An 18147-nucleotide genomic window follows, 5' to 3' on the forward strand; every position below is an offset into this window, starting at 1 on the left:
TTCGATACCGAAACGATCTGGACAGACGATGAGCGAAGACCTTTCAAGAAAAAGACTGGGGCGGGGACTGGCCGCGCTGATCGGCGAAATCGATCGTCCGGCAGCAGTGGAAAAGCAAGGCATGAATGCCGACGGCAAGGTGCCGATCGAGTTCCTGAGCCCGAACCCTAAAAATCCGCGCCGGCATTTTGGCGACGCCGACCTGACCGATCTTGCCCAGTCGATCCGCGAGCACGGCGTGGTGCAGCCGGTGGTGGCGCGGCCGTCGCCGACGCAAGCTGGCCGCTACGAGATCATCGCCGGCGAGCGGCGCTGGCGGGCGGCGCAGCGCGCCGGGCTGAGCGAGATCCCGATCATCGTGCGCGACGTCAACGATCGCACCGCACTCGAGCTGGCGATCATCGAAAACGTCCAGCGCACCGACCTCAATCCGGTCGAGGAGGCGATGGGCTACCAGCAGTTGATCGACGATCACGGCTACACCCAGGCCGATCTCGGCCAGGTGATCGGCAAGAGCCGCAGCCATGTCGCCAACACGCTGAGGCTGCTGAAGCTGCCGGACGTGATCCGCGACATGCTGGTCGACGGCGCGCTGTCGGCCGGCCACGCCCGCACATTGGTTACGGCGGAGGATCCGGCGGGCCTGGCCAAGAGGATCGTCGAGGAGGGGCTTTCGGTGCGCCAGGCCGAAGCGCTGGCGCAGATGCCGGCTGGCGCTCCAACGGTGAAGCGACCGGCTGCGGAACCGGTGCAAAAGGATGCCGATACGCTGGCGCTGGAAAAGCTGATGACCGACACGACAGGCATGATCGTCACGATCGAGCACAAGGAACGCGGCGGCGTGCTGCGCGTCGCCTATCGGACATTGGACCAGCTCGATGAATTGTGCCGAAGGCTGAAGCAGGAGCGGTAGGTGCTGAGGCACGCCTGTTTTTAGCCGGCAAATAATCTTCGGCTTAGGAGCAACCCGGCGGACATCTTCGCCCTGGTAATACAACGAGGGCTGGCGAATGCCGCTCTTCCTTTTTCAGTGCTCTGGTAATTGGCGAAATCGCCGAGGCTGCTGATCTCCCCCCTAGAGGGGGAGATGGCCGGCAGGCCAGAAGGGGTCGGCTCACATCTAGCGCCTACGTCGTCTGTCGTCGCGAAAGGCGTCGGCATTCCACGCGCTGGGACCCCCTCTGTCGCCTTCGGCGACATCTCCCCCTCAAGGGGGGAGATCATCCGCGCTGAGCCAGCCTTGCACTCTCCACGGCAATGCCGAGCAGCGCTTGCCGTGCCAGCGCGACCGACAGATCCGGCCGTCGGCGCGTCTGCAGGACCGCCGTCTGCAGCCTGGTCAAAGCGCGGCCAAGCGCCTCGCTGTTCCAGCGTTCGAGGGCCTTCTCCACCAGCTTGCGCCTGGTAAAAAAAACCGGCGGGCGCGCCGCGGCAACGACCGAAGCGGCGTTGCGGCCGCCGGTGTCCATCTGGCCGCGCATCGCCTGGATCGCCTGCAGCTGCCGCATCGCCGACGACAGCACCAGAAAAGCCTGGCCGCCGGACTGGCAGTGGCGGGTGAAGGCCATGTCGAAGTCGCCGACTTTGCCTTCGAGCAAGGCATCGACGGCGTCGTCGAAGGAGAGACCGGAGACGTCGCCCGATGTCGCTTTGACGTCCTCGATGCCGATCTCGGTCTGGCCATGGGCGTAAAGCACCAGCTTCTCGATCTCGCCGCGCGAGGCCAGCCGGTCACCGCCGAGGTTCCGGCGCAGCGCCTGGCGCGCCTCCAGCGTCATCGACATGCCGGCCTTGCGCAATTCGTCGTCGATGACCGTGTCGATGTCGCGGGCCTCGTCGGCGTAGCACGGCAAGGCCATGGCAATGTCGGCCGCTTCGACGATGGCCCGCAGCCCGACGCCTTTCTTCAGGTCGCCGGCCTCGATCAGGATGATGGCGTCTTGCGGCGGCTCCGCGGTCAGCGCCTTGACGTCGTCGGCAAGCGCTTTCTGACCGCTGGCATTGCGCACCCAGAGCAGGCGCCGCTCTGAAAACATCGGCACGGTGCGGGCTTCGTCGAGCAGGCGGCCCTCGTCGCGATCGACTTCCGAACCGTCCAGCCTGACCACCGAGAACGGATCGTCGAGCGGCAGGCCGGTTTTGCCGGCAAAGGCCTTCGCCCGCTCGGCGACGAGCCCGCGATCGGGACCATAGAGCAGGACGATCGAGATGCGCGGATCGGGCCGCGCCAACCACGAATCGACCTCGTAACCTTTCTTCTGTGCCATGCGGGGATGGTTAGCATGATGCGGGCGCGGGGTGAACGGCGGGGCTCCTTCTTCCTTCTCCCCTTGTGGGAGAAGGTGGATTGGCGCGCAGCGCCAAGACGGTTGAGGGGTGCTGGACGGAGCGCCGTCCTTGCCAGGCTGGAACACCCCTCATCCGACCGAGCTTCGCTCGGCCACCTTCTCCCACAAGGGGAGAAGGAGACGCCGCGCGAAGCCTCTCAATCCGCCGAGAATTGCTCATCTGGCGGGAAACCCGGCGCAATCATGCGCCAAATTGCGCGTGGCGGCGGAAGATCGACAAGAAATTTCGCCGACATATCTTCATCTTGGCGAGTGCTGGCCGGTGCGTCGCTGGCCTGAAGCCTTGCCCGACGAATTGGCACTGGTCCGGCGGTGTGCAACTATCGCGCCAGGCAACATTGGAGGATCTTGGTCATGGCCGATACAGGAATGTTGCGCTTCCATGTGCCGGAGCCGGAGGTGCGGCCGGGCGGGACGCCGGATTTCTCTGACGTGACCATCCCCAAGGCCGGCTCGGTGCCGCGTCCCGAGATCGATGTCGATCCGCGCACCGTCCGCGACATGGCTTTCTCGATCATCCGTGTCTTGAACCGCTCCGGCGAAGCCGTCGGGCCATGGGCCGGGCTGCTTTCCGACGACGAATTGCTGGAAGGGCTGCGCCACATGATGACGCTGCGCAGCTTTGACGCGCGCATGCAGATGGCGCAGCGGCAGGGCAAGACCTCCTTCTACATGCAGCACCTCGGCGAAGAGGCGGTGAGCTGCGCCTTCCGCAAGGCGCTGGCGCCGGGCGACATGAACTTTCCGACTTACCGGCAGGCCGGGCTGCTCATCGCCGACGGCTATCCGATGGTCACGATGATGAACCAGATCTATTCGAACGAGGCCGACCCGCTGAAGGGGCGGCAATTGCCGATCATGTATTCGTCGAAGGAGCATGGCTTCTTCTCGATCTCCGGCAATCTGGCGACGCAATATATCCAGGCGGTCGGCTGGGCGATGGCTTCGGCGATCAGCAATGATTCTAAGATCGCCGCCGCCTGGATCGGCGACGGCTCGACCGCCGAGTCCGACTTCCATTCGGCGCTGGTCTTCGCCTCGACCTACAAGGCGCCGGTCGTGCTCAACGTCGTCAACAACCAGTGGGCGATCTCGACTTTTCAGGGCATCGCCCGGGGCGGCTCCGGCACTTTCGCCGCGCGCGGTCTCGGCTTCGGCATTCCCTCGCTGCGGGTCGACGGCAACGATTACCTCGCCGTCCATGCGGTGGCCAAATGGGCCGCCGAGCGGGCGCGGAAAAATCTCGGGCCGACGCTGGTCGAATACGTCACCTACCGCGTCGGCGCGCATTCGAGCTCCGACGATCCGTCCGCCTACCGGCCGAAGGCCGAGTCCGACGCATGGCCGCTCGGCGACCCGATCGTCAGGCTGAAAAACCACCTCATCCAGCGCGGCGTCTGGTCTGACGAGCGCCACACCCAGGCCGAGGCAGAAATCCTCGAAACGGTGATCGCGGCGCAAAGGGAGGCCGAGCGGCACGGCACGCTGCATGCCGGCGGCAAGCCCTCGGCGCGCGACATGTTCGAGGGCGTCTATGCCGAGATGCCGCCGCATCTCAGGCGCCAGCGCCAGCAGGCAGGGGTCTGATCATGCCAAGACGGACGATGATCGAGGCGATCCGCGATGCCATGGACGTGTCGATGGCGCGCGACGAACGCGTCATCGTGTATGGCGAGGATGTCGGCTTTTTCGGCGGCGTCTTCCGCTGCACGCAAGGGCTGCAGGCGAAGTACGGCAAGAGCCGCTGCTTCGATGCGCCGATCAGCGAAGCCGGCATCGTCGGCTCGGCCATCGGCATGGCCGCCTATGGCCTAAAACCCTGCGTCGAGGTGCAGTTTGCCGACTATGTTTATCCGGCCTACGACCAGATCGTCTCGGAGGCGGCGCGGCTGCGTTACCGGTCGAACGGCGATTTCACCTGTCCGATCGTGGTCAGGATGCCGACCGGTGGCGGCATCTTCGGCGGCCAGACCCACAGCCAGAGCCCGGAGGCGCTGTTCACCCACGTTTCCGGCCTGAAGGTCGTCGTGCCGTCCAATCCGCACGATGCCAAAGGCCTGCTAATCGCGGCGATCGAGGATCCCGATCCGGTGATCTTCCTGGAGCCGAAGCGGCTCTACAACGGCCCGTTCGACGGTCATCACGAGCGCCCGGTGACGCCGTGGTCGAAACATGACCTCGGCGAGGTCGCCGACGGCCATTACACGGTCCCGCTCGGCAAGGCGGTGATCCGGCGGCCGGGTGCCGCTGTCACCGTGCTCGCCTATGGCACGATGGTCTATGTCGCGCAGGCGGCGGCCGAGGAGACCGGCATCGACGCCGAGATCATTGATCTGAGAACCCTGCTGCCGCTCGATCTCGAGACGATTGTCGCCTCGGTGAGAAAAACGGGCCGCTGCGTGGTCGTGCACGAGGCGACGCTGACATCGGGGTTTGGCGCCGAGCTGTCGGCGCTGGTGCAGGAAAATTGTTTCTATCATCTGGAAGCGCCGGTGGCGCGGGTCGCCGGCTGGGACACGCCCTATCCGCACGCGCAGGAGTGGGATTATTTTCCAGGCCCCGCCCGGCTTGGCCGGGCCTTGCTTGAGACGATGGAGGCCTGAAGATGGGAGGCAGAGCAATCGCTTCGGACCAATTGCCAACCATGGCGCCGCCCCTCATCTGCCGGCCAGCCCCTTCTCCCCGTGAGGGACGGGGAGAAGGGGCTGGCCGCCACGTAGGCGATCCCCCTCTCCCCGTTCTTCACGGGGGTCCGAAGGACGGGCGAGACAAGCGGCTCGCCCCGGAATGGGCAGGGGTGAGGGGCAGCGCAAACGCCTCGGTAGGGGAGGCCTGACGATGGGCGAATATGTAATCAAGCTGCCCGATGTCGGCGAAGGTGTCGCCGAGGCCGAGCTCGTCGAATGGCAGGTCAAGGTCGGTGATCTCGTGCGCGAGGACGCCGTGCTTGCCGCTGTGATGACCGACAAGGCGACGGTCGAAATTCCGTCGCCTGTCGACGGCGAGATCCTGTGGCTCGGCGCCGAGATCGGCGACACGGTGGCGATCGGCTCGCCGATCGTGCGGCTGAAGGTGGCGGGCGAGGGCAATGTCAGCGCGGGCGAGGCGCTTGCGGACGTTACGGCGGACGGTACTGACGATGCACGGGCGCGCCCGTCCTCGGGCTTGGAGCCGTCATCACTCAATTTAGCGCCGTCATCCTCGGGCTCGTCCCGAGGGTCCGCCGTCCCACACGGATATGACGCGACCAGTTCCGAGAGGTCGGAAGATCCTCGGGACGAGCCCGAGGATGACGGCGTCAGGTCCAGGGTTAGCAGCGCGCCGCGCCCCGAAGGTGAAAAGCCGCTGGCGTCGCCCGCTATCCGCCTGAGAGCGAAAGAGGCCGGCGTCGATCTTCGGCAGGTCGCGGGAACGGGCCCGGCCGGCCGCATCCAGCATGAGGACATCGAGGCGTTTCTGGCGCGTGGACCGCAGCTCGCGAAAGTCTCCGGCCTCGCCCGCAACGAGGCGGTCGAGGACATCAAGATCATCGGGCTCAGGCGCAAGATCGCCGAGAAAATGGCGCTGGCCAAGTCGCGCATCCCGCACATCACCTATGTCGAGGAGATCGACGTCACCGCGCTCGAGGATCTGCGCGCCGCGCTCAACAAGGAGAAGCGCGGCGGCGCGGAACGGCCGAAGCTGACGCTGCTGCCGTTCCTGATGCGGGCGATGGTCAGGGCGATTGCCGACCAGCCCAACCTCAACGCGCTGTTCGACGACGAGGCCGGCATCATCCACCAGCATGGCGGCGTCCATATCGGCATCGCCGCGCAGACGCCTTCGGGGCTGGTGGTGCCGGTGGTCAAGCACGCCGAGGCGCGCGACATCTGGGACTGCGGCGCCGAGGTCGTCAGGCTGGCCGAGGCGGCCAAATCAGGCACGGCGACGCGCGACGAGCTCTCGGGATCGACCATCACCATCACCTCGCTCGGCGCCATGGGCGGCGTCGCGACGACGCCGGTGATCAATCACCCGGAAGTGGCGATCATCGGCGTCAACAAGATGATGGTGCGGCCGGTATGGGACGGAACCCAGTTCATTCCGCGCAAGATGATGAACCTGTCCTCCAGCTTCGACCATCGCGTCATCGACGGCTGGGACGCCGCGGTGTTTATTCAACGGATCAAGACGCTGCTGGAGACCCCGGCGCTGATTTTTGTGGATTAGTGCCATGAACAGAGGATCGCAGTGGCGCAGAATGAGAGCGGTAGCGATCCTTCGCGCCCCCCTCTGTCCTGCCGGACATCTCCCCCTCAAGGGGGGAGATCGGCTCTCATCCCGACTTTCGACAATCTCCAGCGTTACAAGACTAGGCGGAGCGCCAAAGCTGCCAATTTCCCCCCTTGAGGGGGAGATGCCCGGCAGGGCAGAGGGGGGCGTGAAGGATCGCTACAGAACGTTTCTTCGGATCGAGTGCGGCGACGAGTTAGGGTCACAACATGAAAGAAATCTCCTGCAAGCTGCTCGTCATCGGTGCCGGGCCTGGCGGCTATGTCTGCGCCATCCGCGCCGGCCAGCTCGGCATCGACACGGTTATCGTCGAGTTCGGCAAACCGGGCGGCACTTGTCTCAATGTCGGCTGCATTCCGTCCAAGGCGCTGATCCATGCGGCCGAGGAGTTCGAGAAAATCTCCCACATGGCCGGCGGCAAGAGCCCGCTCGGCATTTCAATCGCAGCACCATCCATTGATCTCGAAGCCACCATCGCCTGGAAGGACGGTATTGTTAGCCGACTGAATAGTGGCGTCGCCGGCCTGCTCAAGAAGGCCGGGGTCAAGACCGTGCACGGCTGGGCGAAATTCCGCGACGGCAAGACCGTCGAGGTCCAGACCGAGACCGGGATGCAGGTGGTCCGCGCCGAGACGGTGGTGATCGCGACAGGCTCGGCGCCGGTCGAGCTGCCGTCGCTGCCGTTTGGTGGGCCGGTGATCTCGTCGACCGAAGCGCTTGGGCTGAGCGAAGTGCCGGAAAGGCTTGCCGTCGTCGGTGGCGGCTATATCGGGCTCGAGCTCGGCATTGCCTTCGCCAAGATGGGCGCCAGGGTGACCGTGGTCGAGGCTTTGCCGCGCGTGCTGGCGCTGTATGATGCAGAGCTGACGCGGCCGGTCGTGAAGCGGCTCACCGAGCTCGGTATCGAGGTGCTGGTGGGCGCCAAGGCCAAGGGGCTGTCGACTAAGGGCGATGCGCTGCTGGTCGAGACGAAGGACGGCAAGAATGCCAAGATCGCTGCCGACAGGATCCTGGTCACCGTTGGGCGCAAGCCGGTGATCGAAGACTGGGGGCTGGACCAGATCGACCTCGACATGGCGGGGAAATTCATCCGCATCGACGACCAGTGCCGCACCTCGATGCGCGGTATCTTTGCCATTGGCGACGTCACTGGCGAGCCGATGCTGGCGCATCGGGCGATGGCGCAAGGCGAAATGGTCGCCGAGATCGTCGCCGGCCACAAGCGCAGCTGGGACAAGCGCTGCATTCCCGCCATCTGCTTCACCGATCCGGAGCTGGTCACCGCAGGCCTGTCGCCGGACGAGGCAAAGGCCCTCGGCGACGAGATCAAGGTCGGGCTGTTTCCGTTCGCCGCCAATGGCCGCGCCATGACGAAGATGGGTGAGGAGGGATTCGTCCGGGTCGTTGCCCGGGCGGACAACCATCTTGTGCTCGGCATCCAGGCGGTCGGCCAAGGCGTGTCGGAACTGTCGACGGCCTTCGGCCTGGCGCTGGAAATGGGCGCGCGGCTGGAGGACATCGCTGGCACCATCCATGCCCATCCGACGCAGGGCGAAGGTTTTCAGGAAGCGGCGCTGAAGGCGATGGGGCATGCGCTGCATATTTGAGGTGCTTCACCCTTCCCTCTTGTTGGACACAAGGGGAGGAACGGCGCGAACCTACGTCGCCAGGCGCCTTTCCTCTCTCTCCGGAGGGGGAGAGGTGGCGCTGCGAAGCAGCGACGGAGTGGGGGAAGCCGGTCCTCAAATGCGCCGCCGCTGACAACTCACCACAGGGGCTCAATTAGGGCGAGGCATCGCCCCGATCTGAAATAACGGCGCCCGAGCCAGGTCGACCCCCACTCCGTCGAGCTTCGCTCGACACCTCTCCCCCGGTCGACGGGGGAGAGGAATGGCGCGAACTTATTCCTTCCGGCTCCCATCCTTCTCCACAGAGGTGGCACCTCACCCCGCCAGCCGGCTAACCATCTCATGCTGCGCATAGGCATGGCCGAAGCGGTTGGCGAGGAAAGCGTCGAGCGCGATGTCCTCCTGCTTGATGAAGCCCTTCGCCGGCAAGGTGCCGTCGGCCAGCATGTCGAGCACGGCGCAGATGGCGGAGGCCGTGGTGATCTGGATGGCGCTGCGCACTATTTCGCCGACGCGCTTGGCGTAGATCTTGTTGGCGTAGGTCTCCTGGAGCAGGCGGCCGTTCTTGCGGCCGCTGACGGTGACGAAGACGATGACCACGTCCTGCAGCGTCGCCGGCAGGGCGCTCTCAAAAATGTCCTTCAGCACGTCGCGGCGGTGGCGCAGGCCGAGGTCGTTGAGCAGCGCCTTCATGATCGCGGCGTGGCCGGGATAGCGGATGGTGCGATAGTTCAGTGTGCGCACCTTGCCCTTCAGCGTCTCGGCCAGCGTGCCGAGCCCACCCGACGTGTTGAACGCCTCGTATGTGACGCCGTCGAGCGAGAATTCCTCGCGCTCCTCCAGCGGCGGCACCTCGATCAACTCGCCTTCGACGATCGCCTCGCAAGGCTCGCAATATTCATTGATGACGCCGTCCGTGCTCCAGGTCAGATTGTAGTTCAGCGCATTCGAGGGGTATTGCGGCAGCGCGCCGACCCGCATGCGCACGCTTTCCAGCGTGTCGAAGCGGCTGGCGAGATCATTGGCGACAATCGAGATGAAGCCCGGCGCCAGCCCGCATTGTGGGATGAAAGCGCTGTTGGCCGAGCGCGCCAGCTCCTTGACGCGTCGGGTCGCGACGACGTCCTCGGTCAGGTCGAGATAGTGGACGCCGGCACTGGCCGCCGCTTCGGCGATGCGCGTGGTCAGGTGGAAGGGTGCAGCACTGAGCACCGCGAACTTGCCGGCCATGGCCGCTTCGAGCGTGCCTGATGCTTCGATGTCGAGCTCCAGCGTCTCGACCGTGGCAGGCAGTTCGGCCGCGCTAAGCTGCGCCGCCGAGCGGTCGACGAGGGTGACGTGATAGTCGCCGGTTGAAGCCAGCATCTCGGCGATGGTCGAGCCGATCTTGCCGGCGCCGACAACAATGATTTTCTTCATGACAGTTCCCTCGCCCGAACATTGATTGCGACGCACAGAATCGCAGCTTGCCTGTCGAAAGGAAGCGTGGAATTGTGCGAAACGAAACGGCTGATTGATTAATATGCCGATGAGGTTCGTCGAAAGTGCTTAGCAACGCCGAACAGGCCCTGCTCTCCCTGCTGCGGGCGAATGCGCGCGCCTCGACGGCCGAGCTGGCGCGGCGGCTCGGCGTGTCGCGGACAACCGTGCAAAGCCGGATCGAGCGGCTGGAGCAGCGCGGCATCATCACCGGCTATGGCGTCAGGCTTTCACCCGATTACGAACAGGGACTGGTGCGGGCGCATGTCCTGCTCACCGTCACGCCCAAGCTTGCCGACAAGGTGGTGCGCAGCCTACAGGCGCTGCCACCGGTGCGGACGCTGCATTCTGTAAGCGGCAATTTCGACATGATCGTCATCGTCGACGCGCCGTCGATCAAGGATCTCGACACGCTTCTCGACCAGATCGGCGCGATGGACGGGGTCGAGCGGACGTCGTCCTCGATCATCCTGTCGACGCGGATCGACCGCTGAGCGGCAGAACTAAAGCCGTTCTGTAGCGATCCTTCGCGCCCCCCTCTGCCCTGCCGGGCATCTCCCCCACGAGGGGGGAGATTGGCAGCTTCAGCGCCCCGCTCACTTCTGCAACGATGGAGATTGGCGAAAGCCGGGATGACGGCCGATCTCCCCCCATGTGGGGGAGATGTCCGGCAGGACAGAGGGGGGCGCTGTCCCGCTGGCATCAAAAGGTTCCGGCATCGTTGTGATGGCCGGCCTCTAGCTGCCGAGCGGGTGCGGCATGTAGCCGACGAAGCCCGATATTTTCCAGCGACCCTCGACTTTGGCGCAAAAATACAGGGTTTGCCATTTCAGTCTCTCGGCGCTGCCGTCCGTCTTGGCGACCGAGCCGTTGAACTTCTTGTGCAGCACGGCGCGGTCGCCGTCGACATCGATGTCGCGCATGTTGGTGATGCGGAACAGCGCCTCGCGCAGCGGCTCGGCGAATTTGGTCGCCGCGGTTTCCCCGGCCTGGCGCAGCCACTCGTCGCGATAGGAGGCGAGCGTCGGGAACTGCAGCCGCCAGGCATCCGCATCGCTGAGGAAATGGGCGTGCATGCCGAAGAAGCTCGAGGCCACGAAATCATCCTCGACCATCGTCCAGTCCTGGCCGAGGAAGGCGTCGATGTCGCGCCGCACCAGCATCTCCCAGAGCGCATGGCGGTCGGCGTCGCCGGGCGGAAACGGATTTTTGTCGAAGGTCACTTCTGCTCCCCTATATTGCGATGTTTTGGGTGTTGCGATGTTTCGGTCAATTGAAGGCTCGACTTGATCCGATCAGTCGCCGATCTGGTCCAGAAACGGCAGATTGCTTGCCATCAGGCCGGCGTCGACATTCAAGGTCGTGCCGGTGATGCCGCTGGCAAAGGGCGACGCCAGGAATACTGCGGCGCGGGCGACCTCGACCGGCTCGACCAGCCTTCCCAGAGGATAGAGCTTGCCGACGGCGGCGAGGATCTCCGGCTTGTGGGCAAGGCGATGCTCCCAGGCCCCGGTCCGGATCGAGCCGGGAATGACGGCGTTGGCGCGGATGCCGTTGCGGCCTTCCTCGGTGGCGATGGCGCGCATCCAGGCGTTGAGTGCTGCCTTGGCGGCGGCGTAGGCGGGGTTGCCGAAATGGGCTTGCGCGTTGACCGAGGAGATGAACACGAAGGCGGCGCCCTGCGGCTGGTTGCGCATGACGGGAAGCAGTGCCTGCGACAGCAGTGCGGCGCTGCGAAAATTCAGATCCATTTCGTGATCGAGGGCTGCCGTCGAGACATCGGCGAGCGTTTCCGCCCGCGTCCAGCCGGCGTTGGAGATGACCGCCGCCGGTGCAGCGCCTTCGCCAATGCGCTTGGCAAATGCCGCGACGGCGTCGTCATCGAGCAGGTCGAAATGATGCGTCTCTTCTATCCCCGCGCCGGTCAGGTCGGTGCCCTCGCGATCGCAGGCGATCACCCTGGCCCCGCAGGCGGACAGGACGGCAACCAGGGCGCTGCCGACGCCGCCGGCGGCACCTGTCACGACCACGCTGCGGCCACCGAAATCGATCATGCGGCTCCTCGTTTTTCCCTCGCCAATCCTCGCCTCCCGGATGTCTTAGCGCAACCGCCTGCCATGTAGGATGCTGGTGCTCTTGTAATAAAGCAACATGACTTCCAAAAAATGTTGCTTTCCAACACAGCCTGTATGAGAATCGCTCGGACAGGCGTAGACCTTCTGGCGGGAAACGGGCAAACCGGCGCAGCGAAAGAGCCCGCGCGGACTCTGCGGCGATTGCCGCCAATGTTTGAACAGGAGACTTTTCCGTGCCCAAACAGTGTTTTGGAACATCCCATGTGCCGCTGTCGCCGGCGGTCCGGGCCGGCGACATGGTCTATGTCTCGGGCCAGGTGCCAGTGGGCAGCGACGGCATGGTGGTCAAGGGCGGCATAGCCGAGCAGACCGAGCAGGTGCTTGCGAACGTCAAGGCAGCGCTGGCGCTGGCCGGCTGCACCATGGACGACGTGGTCAAGACGACGGTCTGGCTCGAGAATGCCAGCGATTTCGGCGCCTTCAATGCCGTCTATGCCAGGCATTTTCCAAAGGATCCGCCAGCGCGCACCACCGTCGAATCGCGGCTGATGATCGACATCAAGATCGAGGTCGAGGCCGTCGCCTACAGGCCGGTCTAGGCGGAACGGAGGCGGACGCCGATGCAATTTGATCTCCTCCTGAAGGGCGGCCGCGTCATCGATCCGGCGTCTGGTCTCGATGCGCAGCGCGATTTGGCCATCGCCGACGGCCGCATCGCGGCGATCGATGCCGACATTCCCTTCGACCGTGCCGCGCGCGTCATCGATGCGACGGGCTCCATCGTCGCGCCCGGCCTCATCGACCTGCACAGCCACGTCTATTGGGGCGGCACCTCGCTCGGCGTCGACGCCGACCTCCTCGCCGCCAAAAGCGGCACCACCACGTTCATCGACGCGGGAAGTGCCGGCGCCGGCAACTTCCTCGGCTTTCGCCGTCACGTCATCGAGCGCTCGAAGGTCCGCATCCTGGCCTATGTCAACATTTCCTTTGCCGGCATTTTCGGCTTCTCGCAGACCGTTTCGGTCGGCGAGTGCAGCGATCTGAGGCTCTGCGAACCGCGCGAGACGGTGGCAGCGGTGCGCGAGCACGCAGACGTGGTTGTCGGCGTCAAAGTCCGCTCGGGCCGCCATGCCGGCGGCACCAGCGGCATTGCGCCGGTCGACCTAGCGCTGGAAGCCGCCGATCAGGTCGGCCTGCCGCTGATGGCGCATATCGACGAGCCGCCGCCGGGCCGCTCGGAAGTGCTGCCGCGGCTGCGCAGGGGCGACATTCTCACCCACTGCTTCCGGCCGTTTCCCAACGCGCCGATCTTCGCCTCCGGCGCGGTGCGGCCCGACATGCGGCTGGCGCGCGAGCGCGGCGTCATTTTCGATATCGGCCATGGCATGGGCTCGTTCGATTTCGAGGTTGCCAAGGCGATGCTCAGCGAAGGGCTGGCGCCCGATGTGATCAGTAGCGACGTGCATCTCTACTGCGTCGACGGGCCGGCCTTCGACATCCTGGTGTGCATGTCGAAACTGCTGGCGCTCGGCATGCCGCTTGTCGAGGTGCTGCGCGCGGCGACACAGCGGCCGGCCGAGGCGATCGGGCGGACCGATCTTGGCGCGCTTACGGTCGGCGCGGTCGGCGATATCGCAGTGCTGCGGCTGCGCCCGGGCAGTTTCACCTTTGTCGATGCGGTCGGCGCCTCGCTGGTCGCCGAGCAAAGGCTGATCTCGGACGGCATCGTGATCGGCGGCACCTGGTGGCCGAACGAGGCGGCAGGCGATCTCGGCGATACCGAGCGCTTCGAAGCGCATGCGCATGAGACGCATGTCGATGTCGTGGCTAGGCATTTCGGGCGTGGGTGATCTCCCCCCTCGAGGGGGAAATGTCGCCGAAGGCGACAGAGGGGGTCGGTTCGACCGGGCTCGCCTTCCTGCAACGGATGGAAGTTGGCGCTCGACGCGCGGCGACCCCCTCTGGCCTGCCGGCCATCTCCCCCTCAAGGAGGGAGATTACGGCTTCACCCCCGGCGCTCCATAAACCGGCGTCTCAATACCTTCCATCCTCGCCTTGATCTGCAGCGCCACATACTTCGAATAAAAACGCGACAGCGCCAGATTGCCGCCGTGGAACCATAGCGCCTCCTGCGCGGTCGGCTTCCACATGTTACGCAATTCGCCTTGCCATGGTCCGGGGTCGCCTCTCACGCCCGAGCCAATCCCCCAGCACGGGCCGACCTTGTCGGCGACCTCACGCGAGACGATCGCCGCCACCGTCTCGTTCATCGACTGATAGCCGGTGCAGGAGATGACCACGTCGGCCGCAAGCTCGGTGCCGTCGTCGAAGAGTATCCCTGTCGGCGTCAGCGACTTGATTCCGACGCCGCTGCGAACGCCGATCTCGCCGTTGATGATCAAATCCGAAGCGCCGACGTCGATGTAGTAGCCCGAGCCGGTGCGGTAGGCCTTCATCAGCAGTCCGGTCTCGTCGTCACCGAAATCGATGGCGAAGCCAGCGCCGCGCAAGCGGTCGTAGAACGCCGCGTCACGCGCCTTGATGATGTCGTAGAGCGCCCGCTGGCTTTGCGGCAGCAGCGCGAACGGCGTCGAGGCGACGATCATGTCGGCCTTCTCGGTGGTGATGCCGCGCGCCAGCGCCTTTTCCGAAAAGATCTCGAAGCCGACTTCCATCAGCGTGTCGGACTTGACCACCGTCGTCGGCGAGCGCTGGATCATCGTCACCTCAGCGCCGCTTTCCCAAAGGTCGACGCTGACGTCGTGCCCCGAGCTTGCCGCGCCGATGACCGCGACGCGTCTGCCGCGGAATTTCTCGCCGCTGGAATACTGGCTGGAGTGCAGGATCTCGCCCTGGAACGCCTCGGCGCCGGGCAGGTCGATCTGCCTCGGCGGACCATAGGCGCCGGTCGCGAAGACGATATGCCTCGGCTTCAGCGTGATGCGCTCGCCGGCGCGATCGACCTCGACCGTCCAGATTTTTTCGGCCTCGTCATAGCTGGCGCTGACGCATCTCGTGGAGGTCCAGTAGTTGAGCTCCATGACGCGCGTGTACATTTCCAGCCAGTCGCCCATCTTGTCCTTGGGCGTGAACACCGGCCAGTTTTCTGGAAACGGGATGTAGGGCAGATGGTCGTACCAAACCGGATCGTGCAGCACGAGCGAGCGATAGCGGTTGCGCCAGGAATCGCCGGCTTGAGCGTTCTTCTCGATGATGATGGCCGGCACGCCGAGCTGCCTGAGCCTTGCGCCCAGCATGATGCCGCCCTGGCCGCCGCCGATGACCAGGCAATAAGGCTGCTGGCCGGCGCCGAGCTCACGCGTCTCGCGCGCTCTCGCCTCCGACCAGGTCTCGCGGTCCGGATCGGCCTTGTGGCGAACACCCAGAGGCCGCGCCGGCCCCTTGCGCTCCTCAAAGCCCTTGAGGTCGGTCATCGCCGTGAACAGCGTCCGGCACTGGCCGTCCTGCAGGCGCATGATGCCCTGGCCCCATGCCGATGACGTCTCGAAGGTGAACCAGGCTTCGACGATGCCTTCGTCCGCGCTTCCTTCGCCACTGAGCTGCCAGGCAGTCGGCCTTGTCGTCGCCAGCGTGGTTTTCAGCAAGTCGCGGATCGTCGCGCGGCCTTCCATCGTCTTGATGTTCCAGGTGAAGGTCAGCAGGTCGCGCCAGTAGCAGTCCTCGGCGAACAGATTGGTCGCGGCCTCGGCGTCGCCCGCCTCGAGCGCGCGGGCGAGGGAGGAAAGCCAGGTGGCCGCCTGTTTCGATGGTGCCATGTCGAGCATCTGTTGTCCTTCTACCTTTTCAAGTCGGCGCTGCCCGGTCTTCCCTTCTCCCCTTGTGGGAGAAGGTGTCGCCGAAGGCGACGGATGAGGGGTGTTCCAGAGGAACACCAACGTCTCACTCCGTCCAGCACCCCTCTTCCGTCTTGGCGCTGCGCGCCAATCCACCTTCTCCCACAAGGGGAGAAGGAAAAAGGGCCTTCAGTCCCCGAGCGGTTCCATCTCCTTGCCCGTCCTGTGGATCTGGGCGTTGTACTTGATGCGGCGGACCGTTTCGCGGGCCGAGCCGTCGAGCTTGTAGGCGGCCGCCACCGCCATCAGGTCGATCGCGGCCAGGAAGGCGAAGCGGGAGGCGGTCGGCTTCAGCGTGTCGGGATATTCGGGCACCGCGACCGTCAGCCTGACATCGCAGGCGCGGGCAAGGTCGGTGTCGGGCGCGGTCACGCCGATCGCGTTGGCGCGGTAATGCTTGGCGAGCTCGACGGCCTCGATCACTTCGCGCGTGCGTCCCGTCGCCGAGATGGCGATCACCAGATCGCTGGGCTTCAAGGTCGAGGCGGTCATCCGCATCAGATAGGGGTCGCATTGGGCGCTGACGGTGATGCCGTAGCGAAACAGCCGGTATTGGGTTTCCTGCGCCAGCGCCGAGGAGCTGCCGCCGAGACCGAACACTGTGACCTGGCGTGCCTTGGCGATCAGCTCGGCCGCCTTCACCAGCTGCGCCGGATCGAGCTGCCGTTCGGCTTCCTGCAGCGCCCGGCGTGCCTCGCCGAACACGGCATTCCAGAACGGCATGCCATTGTCGGCGCTCGCGGGCGGCGGCTTGCTCAGATAGAGCGCGCCGACGACGAGGCTCTGCGCCAGCTTCAGCTTGAAGTCGCGCACACCTTCACAGCCGATGGCGCGGCAGAACCGGGTCACGGTCGGTTCGCTCACCCCGGCGCGCTGGGCGAGCACGGCATTGGAAGCGTCGACCGCGAACCTGACGTCGTCGAGCACGACGTCGGCGACGCGGCGCTCCGCCGGGCGCAGCTCACTGTAAGAGTCCTTGACCAGCGAGATGATGTCGGGGATGCGCCTGACATGGTCGCGTGTATCCGGCTCGCCATCCGAAGTCAGTCGTGCATGGCCTTCAGCTTCGGTCATGAGTCATTCCCCTGACGTTCGTGGAACTCGACCTCTACCATGTTTGCGCACCGCTTGCCTGCTCCGCTTCACGCGACGTGTTTCCGAAGTATGTAGGAAAGCAACAAGCTTTTCAAGAAATAGAAAATGTAATTTAAACAAACAGATATGGCTGGCCCTAGCGATCTTGCCAGCGATAGCGACGGTCGCCGCTTGACAGTAAAGTAGGATAGTTACAGACTGATTTCTGCGACCGTATGACCCACTGGATCATCGCGCAATCTCCGAGGGGCGCATGAACGCGGGCAGTGCAAAAACCCCGAAGCTTGGCGTGCAGGACGCGACCAAGATCTATCATACGGCTTCCGGCGACCTCTTGGCGCTGGACCGTTGCAGCCTCGACGTCCACGCCAATGAGATCGTCTCGATCGTCGGCCCCTCCGGCTGCGGCAAGACCACCCTTTTGTGGTCGATGTCCGGGCTGCATCGCCTGTCCAGCGGGACCATCCGGCTCGACGGCAGAGAGATCACCGGGCCGCATCCGGATATCGGCATCGTCTTCCAGGAGGCGAACCTGCTGCCCTGGCGCAATCTCGACGCCAACATCCATTTTCCCTTCGAGATCAAAGGCGAGAAACCGGATCGCGCCTGGATTGCCCACCTCGTCAATCGCGTCGGGCTAGACGGCTTCGGCGGCAAGTTTCCGCGCGAGCTTTCGGGCGGCATGCAGCAGCGCGCGGCGATCGTGCGGGCGCTGGCGCTGAAGCCCTCCGTCCTGCTCATGGATGAGCCCTTCGGCGCGCTCGACAGTTTTACCCGCGAGGAGATGAACCGTCTCGTCGAGGAGATCTGGCTCGATACCAAAACCACCATCGTCTTCATCACCCATAGCATCGAGGAGGCGATCTTCCTTTCCGACAGGGTGGTGGTGCTGAGCGCGCGGCCGGGGCGCGTCGCCAAGGAATATCGCGTGCCATTCCCACGCCCGCGCTCGCTGGAGATCATGGCGACGAAGGAGGTCTTCGATCTCACCAACACGATCAAGATGGACATTGTCGGCGAACGCGTGCGGCCGAAGGCGCGGGAGCGCGGCACCGCCGAAATTGTGAGGATCAGGCCGTGAGCGGAGGCGACGCCATACCGGAATTCTCGAAGACAAAGTCGGGCGACGGGCACGACGTCAGCCTGACCAATCTTTCGGCCTTCGCCAGCGGCCCCGGCATCAGGTCGGGTGCCGAGGTCGCCGCCATCATCGCGGTCGCGGTGATCATCATCGGCGGCATCGAGCTGGCGCTGCGGCTCTTCAATGTGCCGCACTACATCATGCCGGCGCCAAGCGCGATCGCCTACGCGCTGTTCGACGAATTCCCACTGATTGCGCCGCATCTCGGATACACGCTGGTGGAGCTTGTTTCCGGCTTCTCGATCGGCGCCATCA

Annotated in this window: 15 protein-coding genes and 1 pseudogene; 10 read left to right on the top strand and 6 right to left on the bottom strand. The window is 64.8% G+C overall.

Annotation, left to right across the window (positions count from 1 at the left end):
* The first annotated feature begins 28 nt into the window (after positions 1-28).
* Entirely contained in the window at positions 29-913 is an 885-nt protein-coding gene (locus tag EOB36_RS15050; protein WP_128285140.1) for a ParB/RepB/Spo0J family partition protein, read from the top strand.
* A 307-nt stretch (positions 914-1220) separates the two neighbouring features.
* Here the strand turns inward: EOB36_RS15050 and holA are convergent, their stop codons facing one another.
* Positions 1221-2267 carry a DNA polymerase III subunit delta gene (holA, locus tag EOB36_RS15055; RefSeq protein ID WP_128285141.1) on the bottom strand — a complete coding sequence of 349 codons (1047 nt, stop codon included), beginning with the start codon at positions 2265-2267 and terminating at the stop codon, positions 1221-1223.
* Between the two features lie 435 nt (positions 2268-2702).
* On the opposite strand from holA, the gene EOB36_RS15060 reads away from it, so the two are divergent.
* From EOB36_RS15060 to lpdA, 4 genes are all read left to right on the top strand, one after another.
* The gene (locus EOB36_RS15060; protein ID WP_128285142.1) at positions 2703-3935 is read left to right on the top strand and encodes a 3-methyl-2-oxobutanoate dehydrogenase (2-methylpropanoyl-transferring) subunit alpha; all 1233 of its coding nucleotides are present in this window, start codon (positions 2703-2705) and stop codon (positions 3933-3935) included.
* A gap of 2 nt (positions 3936-3937) precedes the next feature.
* The gene (locus EOB36_RS15065) at positions 3938-4951 is read left to right on the top strand and encodes an alpha-ketoacid dehydrogenase subunit beta (RefSeq protein ID WP_095484793.1); all 1014 of its coding nucleotides are present in this window, start codon (positions 3938-3940) and stop codon (positions 4949-4951) included.
* A gap of 235 nt (positions 4952-5186) precedes the next feature.
* Positions 5187-6557: a dihydrolipoamide acetyltransferase family protein gene (locus EOB36_RS15070; RefSeq protein WP_128285143.1), complete on the top strand. Its 1371-nt coding sequence runs from the start codon at positions 5187-5189 to the stop codon at positions 6555-6557.
* 272 nt (positions 6558-6829) lie between these two features.
* Positions 6830-8227 carry a dihydrolipoyl dehydrogenase gene (gene lpdA / locus EOB36_RS15080; protein WP_128285144.1) on the top strand — a complete coding sequence of 466 codons (1398 nt, stop codon included), beginning with the start codon at positions 6830-6832 and terminating at the stop codon, positions 8225-8227.
* 336 nt (positions 8228-8563) lie between these two features.
* Here the strand turns inward: lpdA and EOB36_RS15085 are convergent, their stop codons facing one another.
* Positions 8564-9667 carry a saccharopine dehydrogenase family protein gene (locus EOB36_RS15085; RefSeq protein ID WP_128285145.1) on the bottom strand — a complete coding sequence of 368 codons (1104 nt, stop codon included), beginning with the start codon at positions 9665-9667 and terminating at the stop codon, positions 8564-8566.
* Between the two features lie 125 nt (positions 9668-9792).
* On the opposite strand from EOB36_RS15085, the gene EOB36_RS15090 reads away from it, so the two are divergent.
* Positions 9793-10221 (top strand): Lrp/AsnC family transcriptional regulator, encoded by a 429-nt coding sequence (locus EOB36_RS15090; protein ID WP_128285146.1) that lies wholly within the window; start codon positions 9793-9795, stop codon positions 10219-10221.
* 243 nt (positions 10222-10464) lie between these two features.
* On the opposite strand, the gene EOB36_RS15100 is transcribed toward EOB36_RS15090, so the two are convergent.
* Together EOB36_RS15100 and EOB36_RS15105 are read right to left on the bottom strand one after the other, a co-directional pair.
* Positions 10465-10950, bottom strand: coding sequence for a hypothetical protein (locus EOB36_RS15100; RefSeq protein WP_128285147.1), 486 nt, complete (start codon positions 10948-10950; stop codon positions 10465-10467).
* Between the two features lie 72 nt (positions 10951-11022).
* A complete protein-coding gene (locus tag EOB36_RS15105) occupies positions 11023-11781 on the bottom strand; it encodes an SDR family oxidoreductase (protein ID WP_128285148.1) in 759 nt (252 codons plus the stop codon).
* Positions 11782-12035: 254 nt separating this feature from the next.
* On the opposite strand from EOB36_RS15105, the gene EOB36_RS15110 reads away from it, so the two are divergent.
* Positions 12036-12401, top strand: a complete 366-nt coding sequence (locus EOB36_RS15110; protein WP_128285149.1) for a RidA family protein — start codon at positions 12036-12038, stop codon at positions 12399-12401.
* A gap of 21 nt (positions 12402-12422) precedes the next feature.
* Positions 12423-13652 carry an amidohydrolase/deacetylase family metallohydrolase gene (locus tag EOB36_RS15115; protein WP_128285150.1) on the top strand — a complete coding sequence of 410 codons (1230 nt, stop codon included), beginning with the start codon at positions 12423-12425 and terminating at the stop codon, positions 13650-13652.
* A gap of 147 nt (positions 13653-13799) precedes the next feature.
* On the opposite strand, the gene EOB36_RS15120 is transcribed toward EOB36_RS15115, so the two are convergent.
* Both EOB36_RS15120 and EOB36_RS15130 read right to left on the bottom strand, forming a co-directional pair.
* Positions 13800-15587, bottom strand: a complete 1788-nt coding sequence (locus tag EOB36_RS15120; RefSeq protein WP_128285151.1) for an NAD(P)/FAD-dependent oxidoreductase — start codon at positions 15585-15587, stop codon at positions 13800-13802.
* A gap of 198 nt (positions 15588-15785) precedes the next feature.
* On the bottom strand, positions 15786-16730 hold the full coding sequence (locus EOB36_RS15130) for a MurR/RpiR family transcriptional regulator (RefSeq protein WP_128285152.1): 945 nt from the start codon (positions 16728-16730) through the stop codon (positions 15786-15788).
* Between the two features lie 274 nt (positions 16731-17004).
* Here EOB36_RS15130 and EOB36_RS15135 point away from each other — a divergent pair, with 274 nt between their 5' ends.
* The gene (locus EOB36_RS15135) at positions 17005-17832 is read left to right on the top strand and encodes an ABC transporter ATP-binding protein (protein WP_127206358.1); all 828 of its coding nucleotides are present in this window, start codon (positions 17005-17007) and stop codon (positions 17830-17832) included.
* Positions 17829-18147 (top strand): annotated as a pseudogene (locus EOB36_RS15140) (ABC transporter permease); the annotation flags it as partial. The gene EOB36_RS15135 and the pseudogene EOB36_RS15140, both read left to right, overlap by 4 nt.

The organism is Mesorhizobium sp. M6A.T.Cr.TU.017.01.1.1 (assembly GCF_004023115.1).
Taxonomy (GTDB): Bacteria; Pseudomonadota; Alphaproteobacteria; order Rhizobiales; family Rhizobiaceae; genus Mesorhizobium; species Mesorhizobium mediterraneum.

Coding starts and splice junctions, on each gene's coding strand:
- holA (WP_128285141.1), bottom strand. CDS start 2,267: ATGGCACAGAAGAAAGGTTACGAGGTCGATTCGTGGTTGGCGCGGCCC.
- EOB36_RS15070 (WP_128285143.1), top strand. CDS start 5,187: ATGGGCGAATATGTAATCAAGCTGCCCGATGTCGGCGAAGGTGTCGCC.
- EOB36_RS15085 (WP_128285145.1), bottom strand. CDS start 9,667: ATGAAGAAAATCATTGTTGTCGGCGCCGGCAAGATCGGCTCGACCATC.
- EOB36_RS15050 (WP_128285140.1), top strand. CDS start 29: ATGAGCGAAGACCTTTCAAGAAAAAGACTGGGGCGGGGACTGGCCGCG.
- EOB36_RS15130 (WP_128285152.1), bottom strand. CDS start 16,730: ATGACCGAAGCTGAAGGCCATGCACGACTGACTTCGGATGGCGAGCCG.
- lpdA (WP_128285144.1), top strand. CDS start 6,830: ATGAAAGAAATCTCCTGCAAGCTGCTCGTCATCGGTGCCGGGCCTGGC.
- EOB36_RS15105 (WP_128285148.1), bottom strand. CDS start 11,781: ATGATCGATTTCGGTGGCCGCAGCGTGGTCGTGACAGGTGCCGCCGGC.
- EOB36_RS15120 (WP_128285151.1), bottom strand. CDS start 15,587: ATGCTCGACATGGCACCATCGAAACAGGCGGCCACCTGGCTTTCCTCC.
- EOB36_RS15135 (WP_127206358.1), top strand. CDS start 17,005: ATGAACGCGGGCAGTGCAAAAACCCCGAAGCTTGGCGTGCAGGACGCG.
- EOB36_RS15065 (WP_095484793.1), top strand. CDS start 3,938: ATGCCAAGACGGACGATGATCGAGGCGATCCGCGATGCCATGGACGTG.
- EOB36_RS15060 (WP_128285142.1), top strand. CDS start 2,703: ATGGCCGATACAGGAATGTTGCGCTTCCATGTGCCGGAGCCGGAGGTG.
- EOB36_RS15115 (WP_128285150.1), top strand. CDS start 12,423: ATGCAATTTGATCTCCTCCTGAAGGGCGGCCGCGTCATCGATCCGGCG.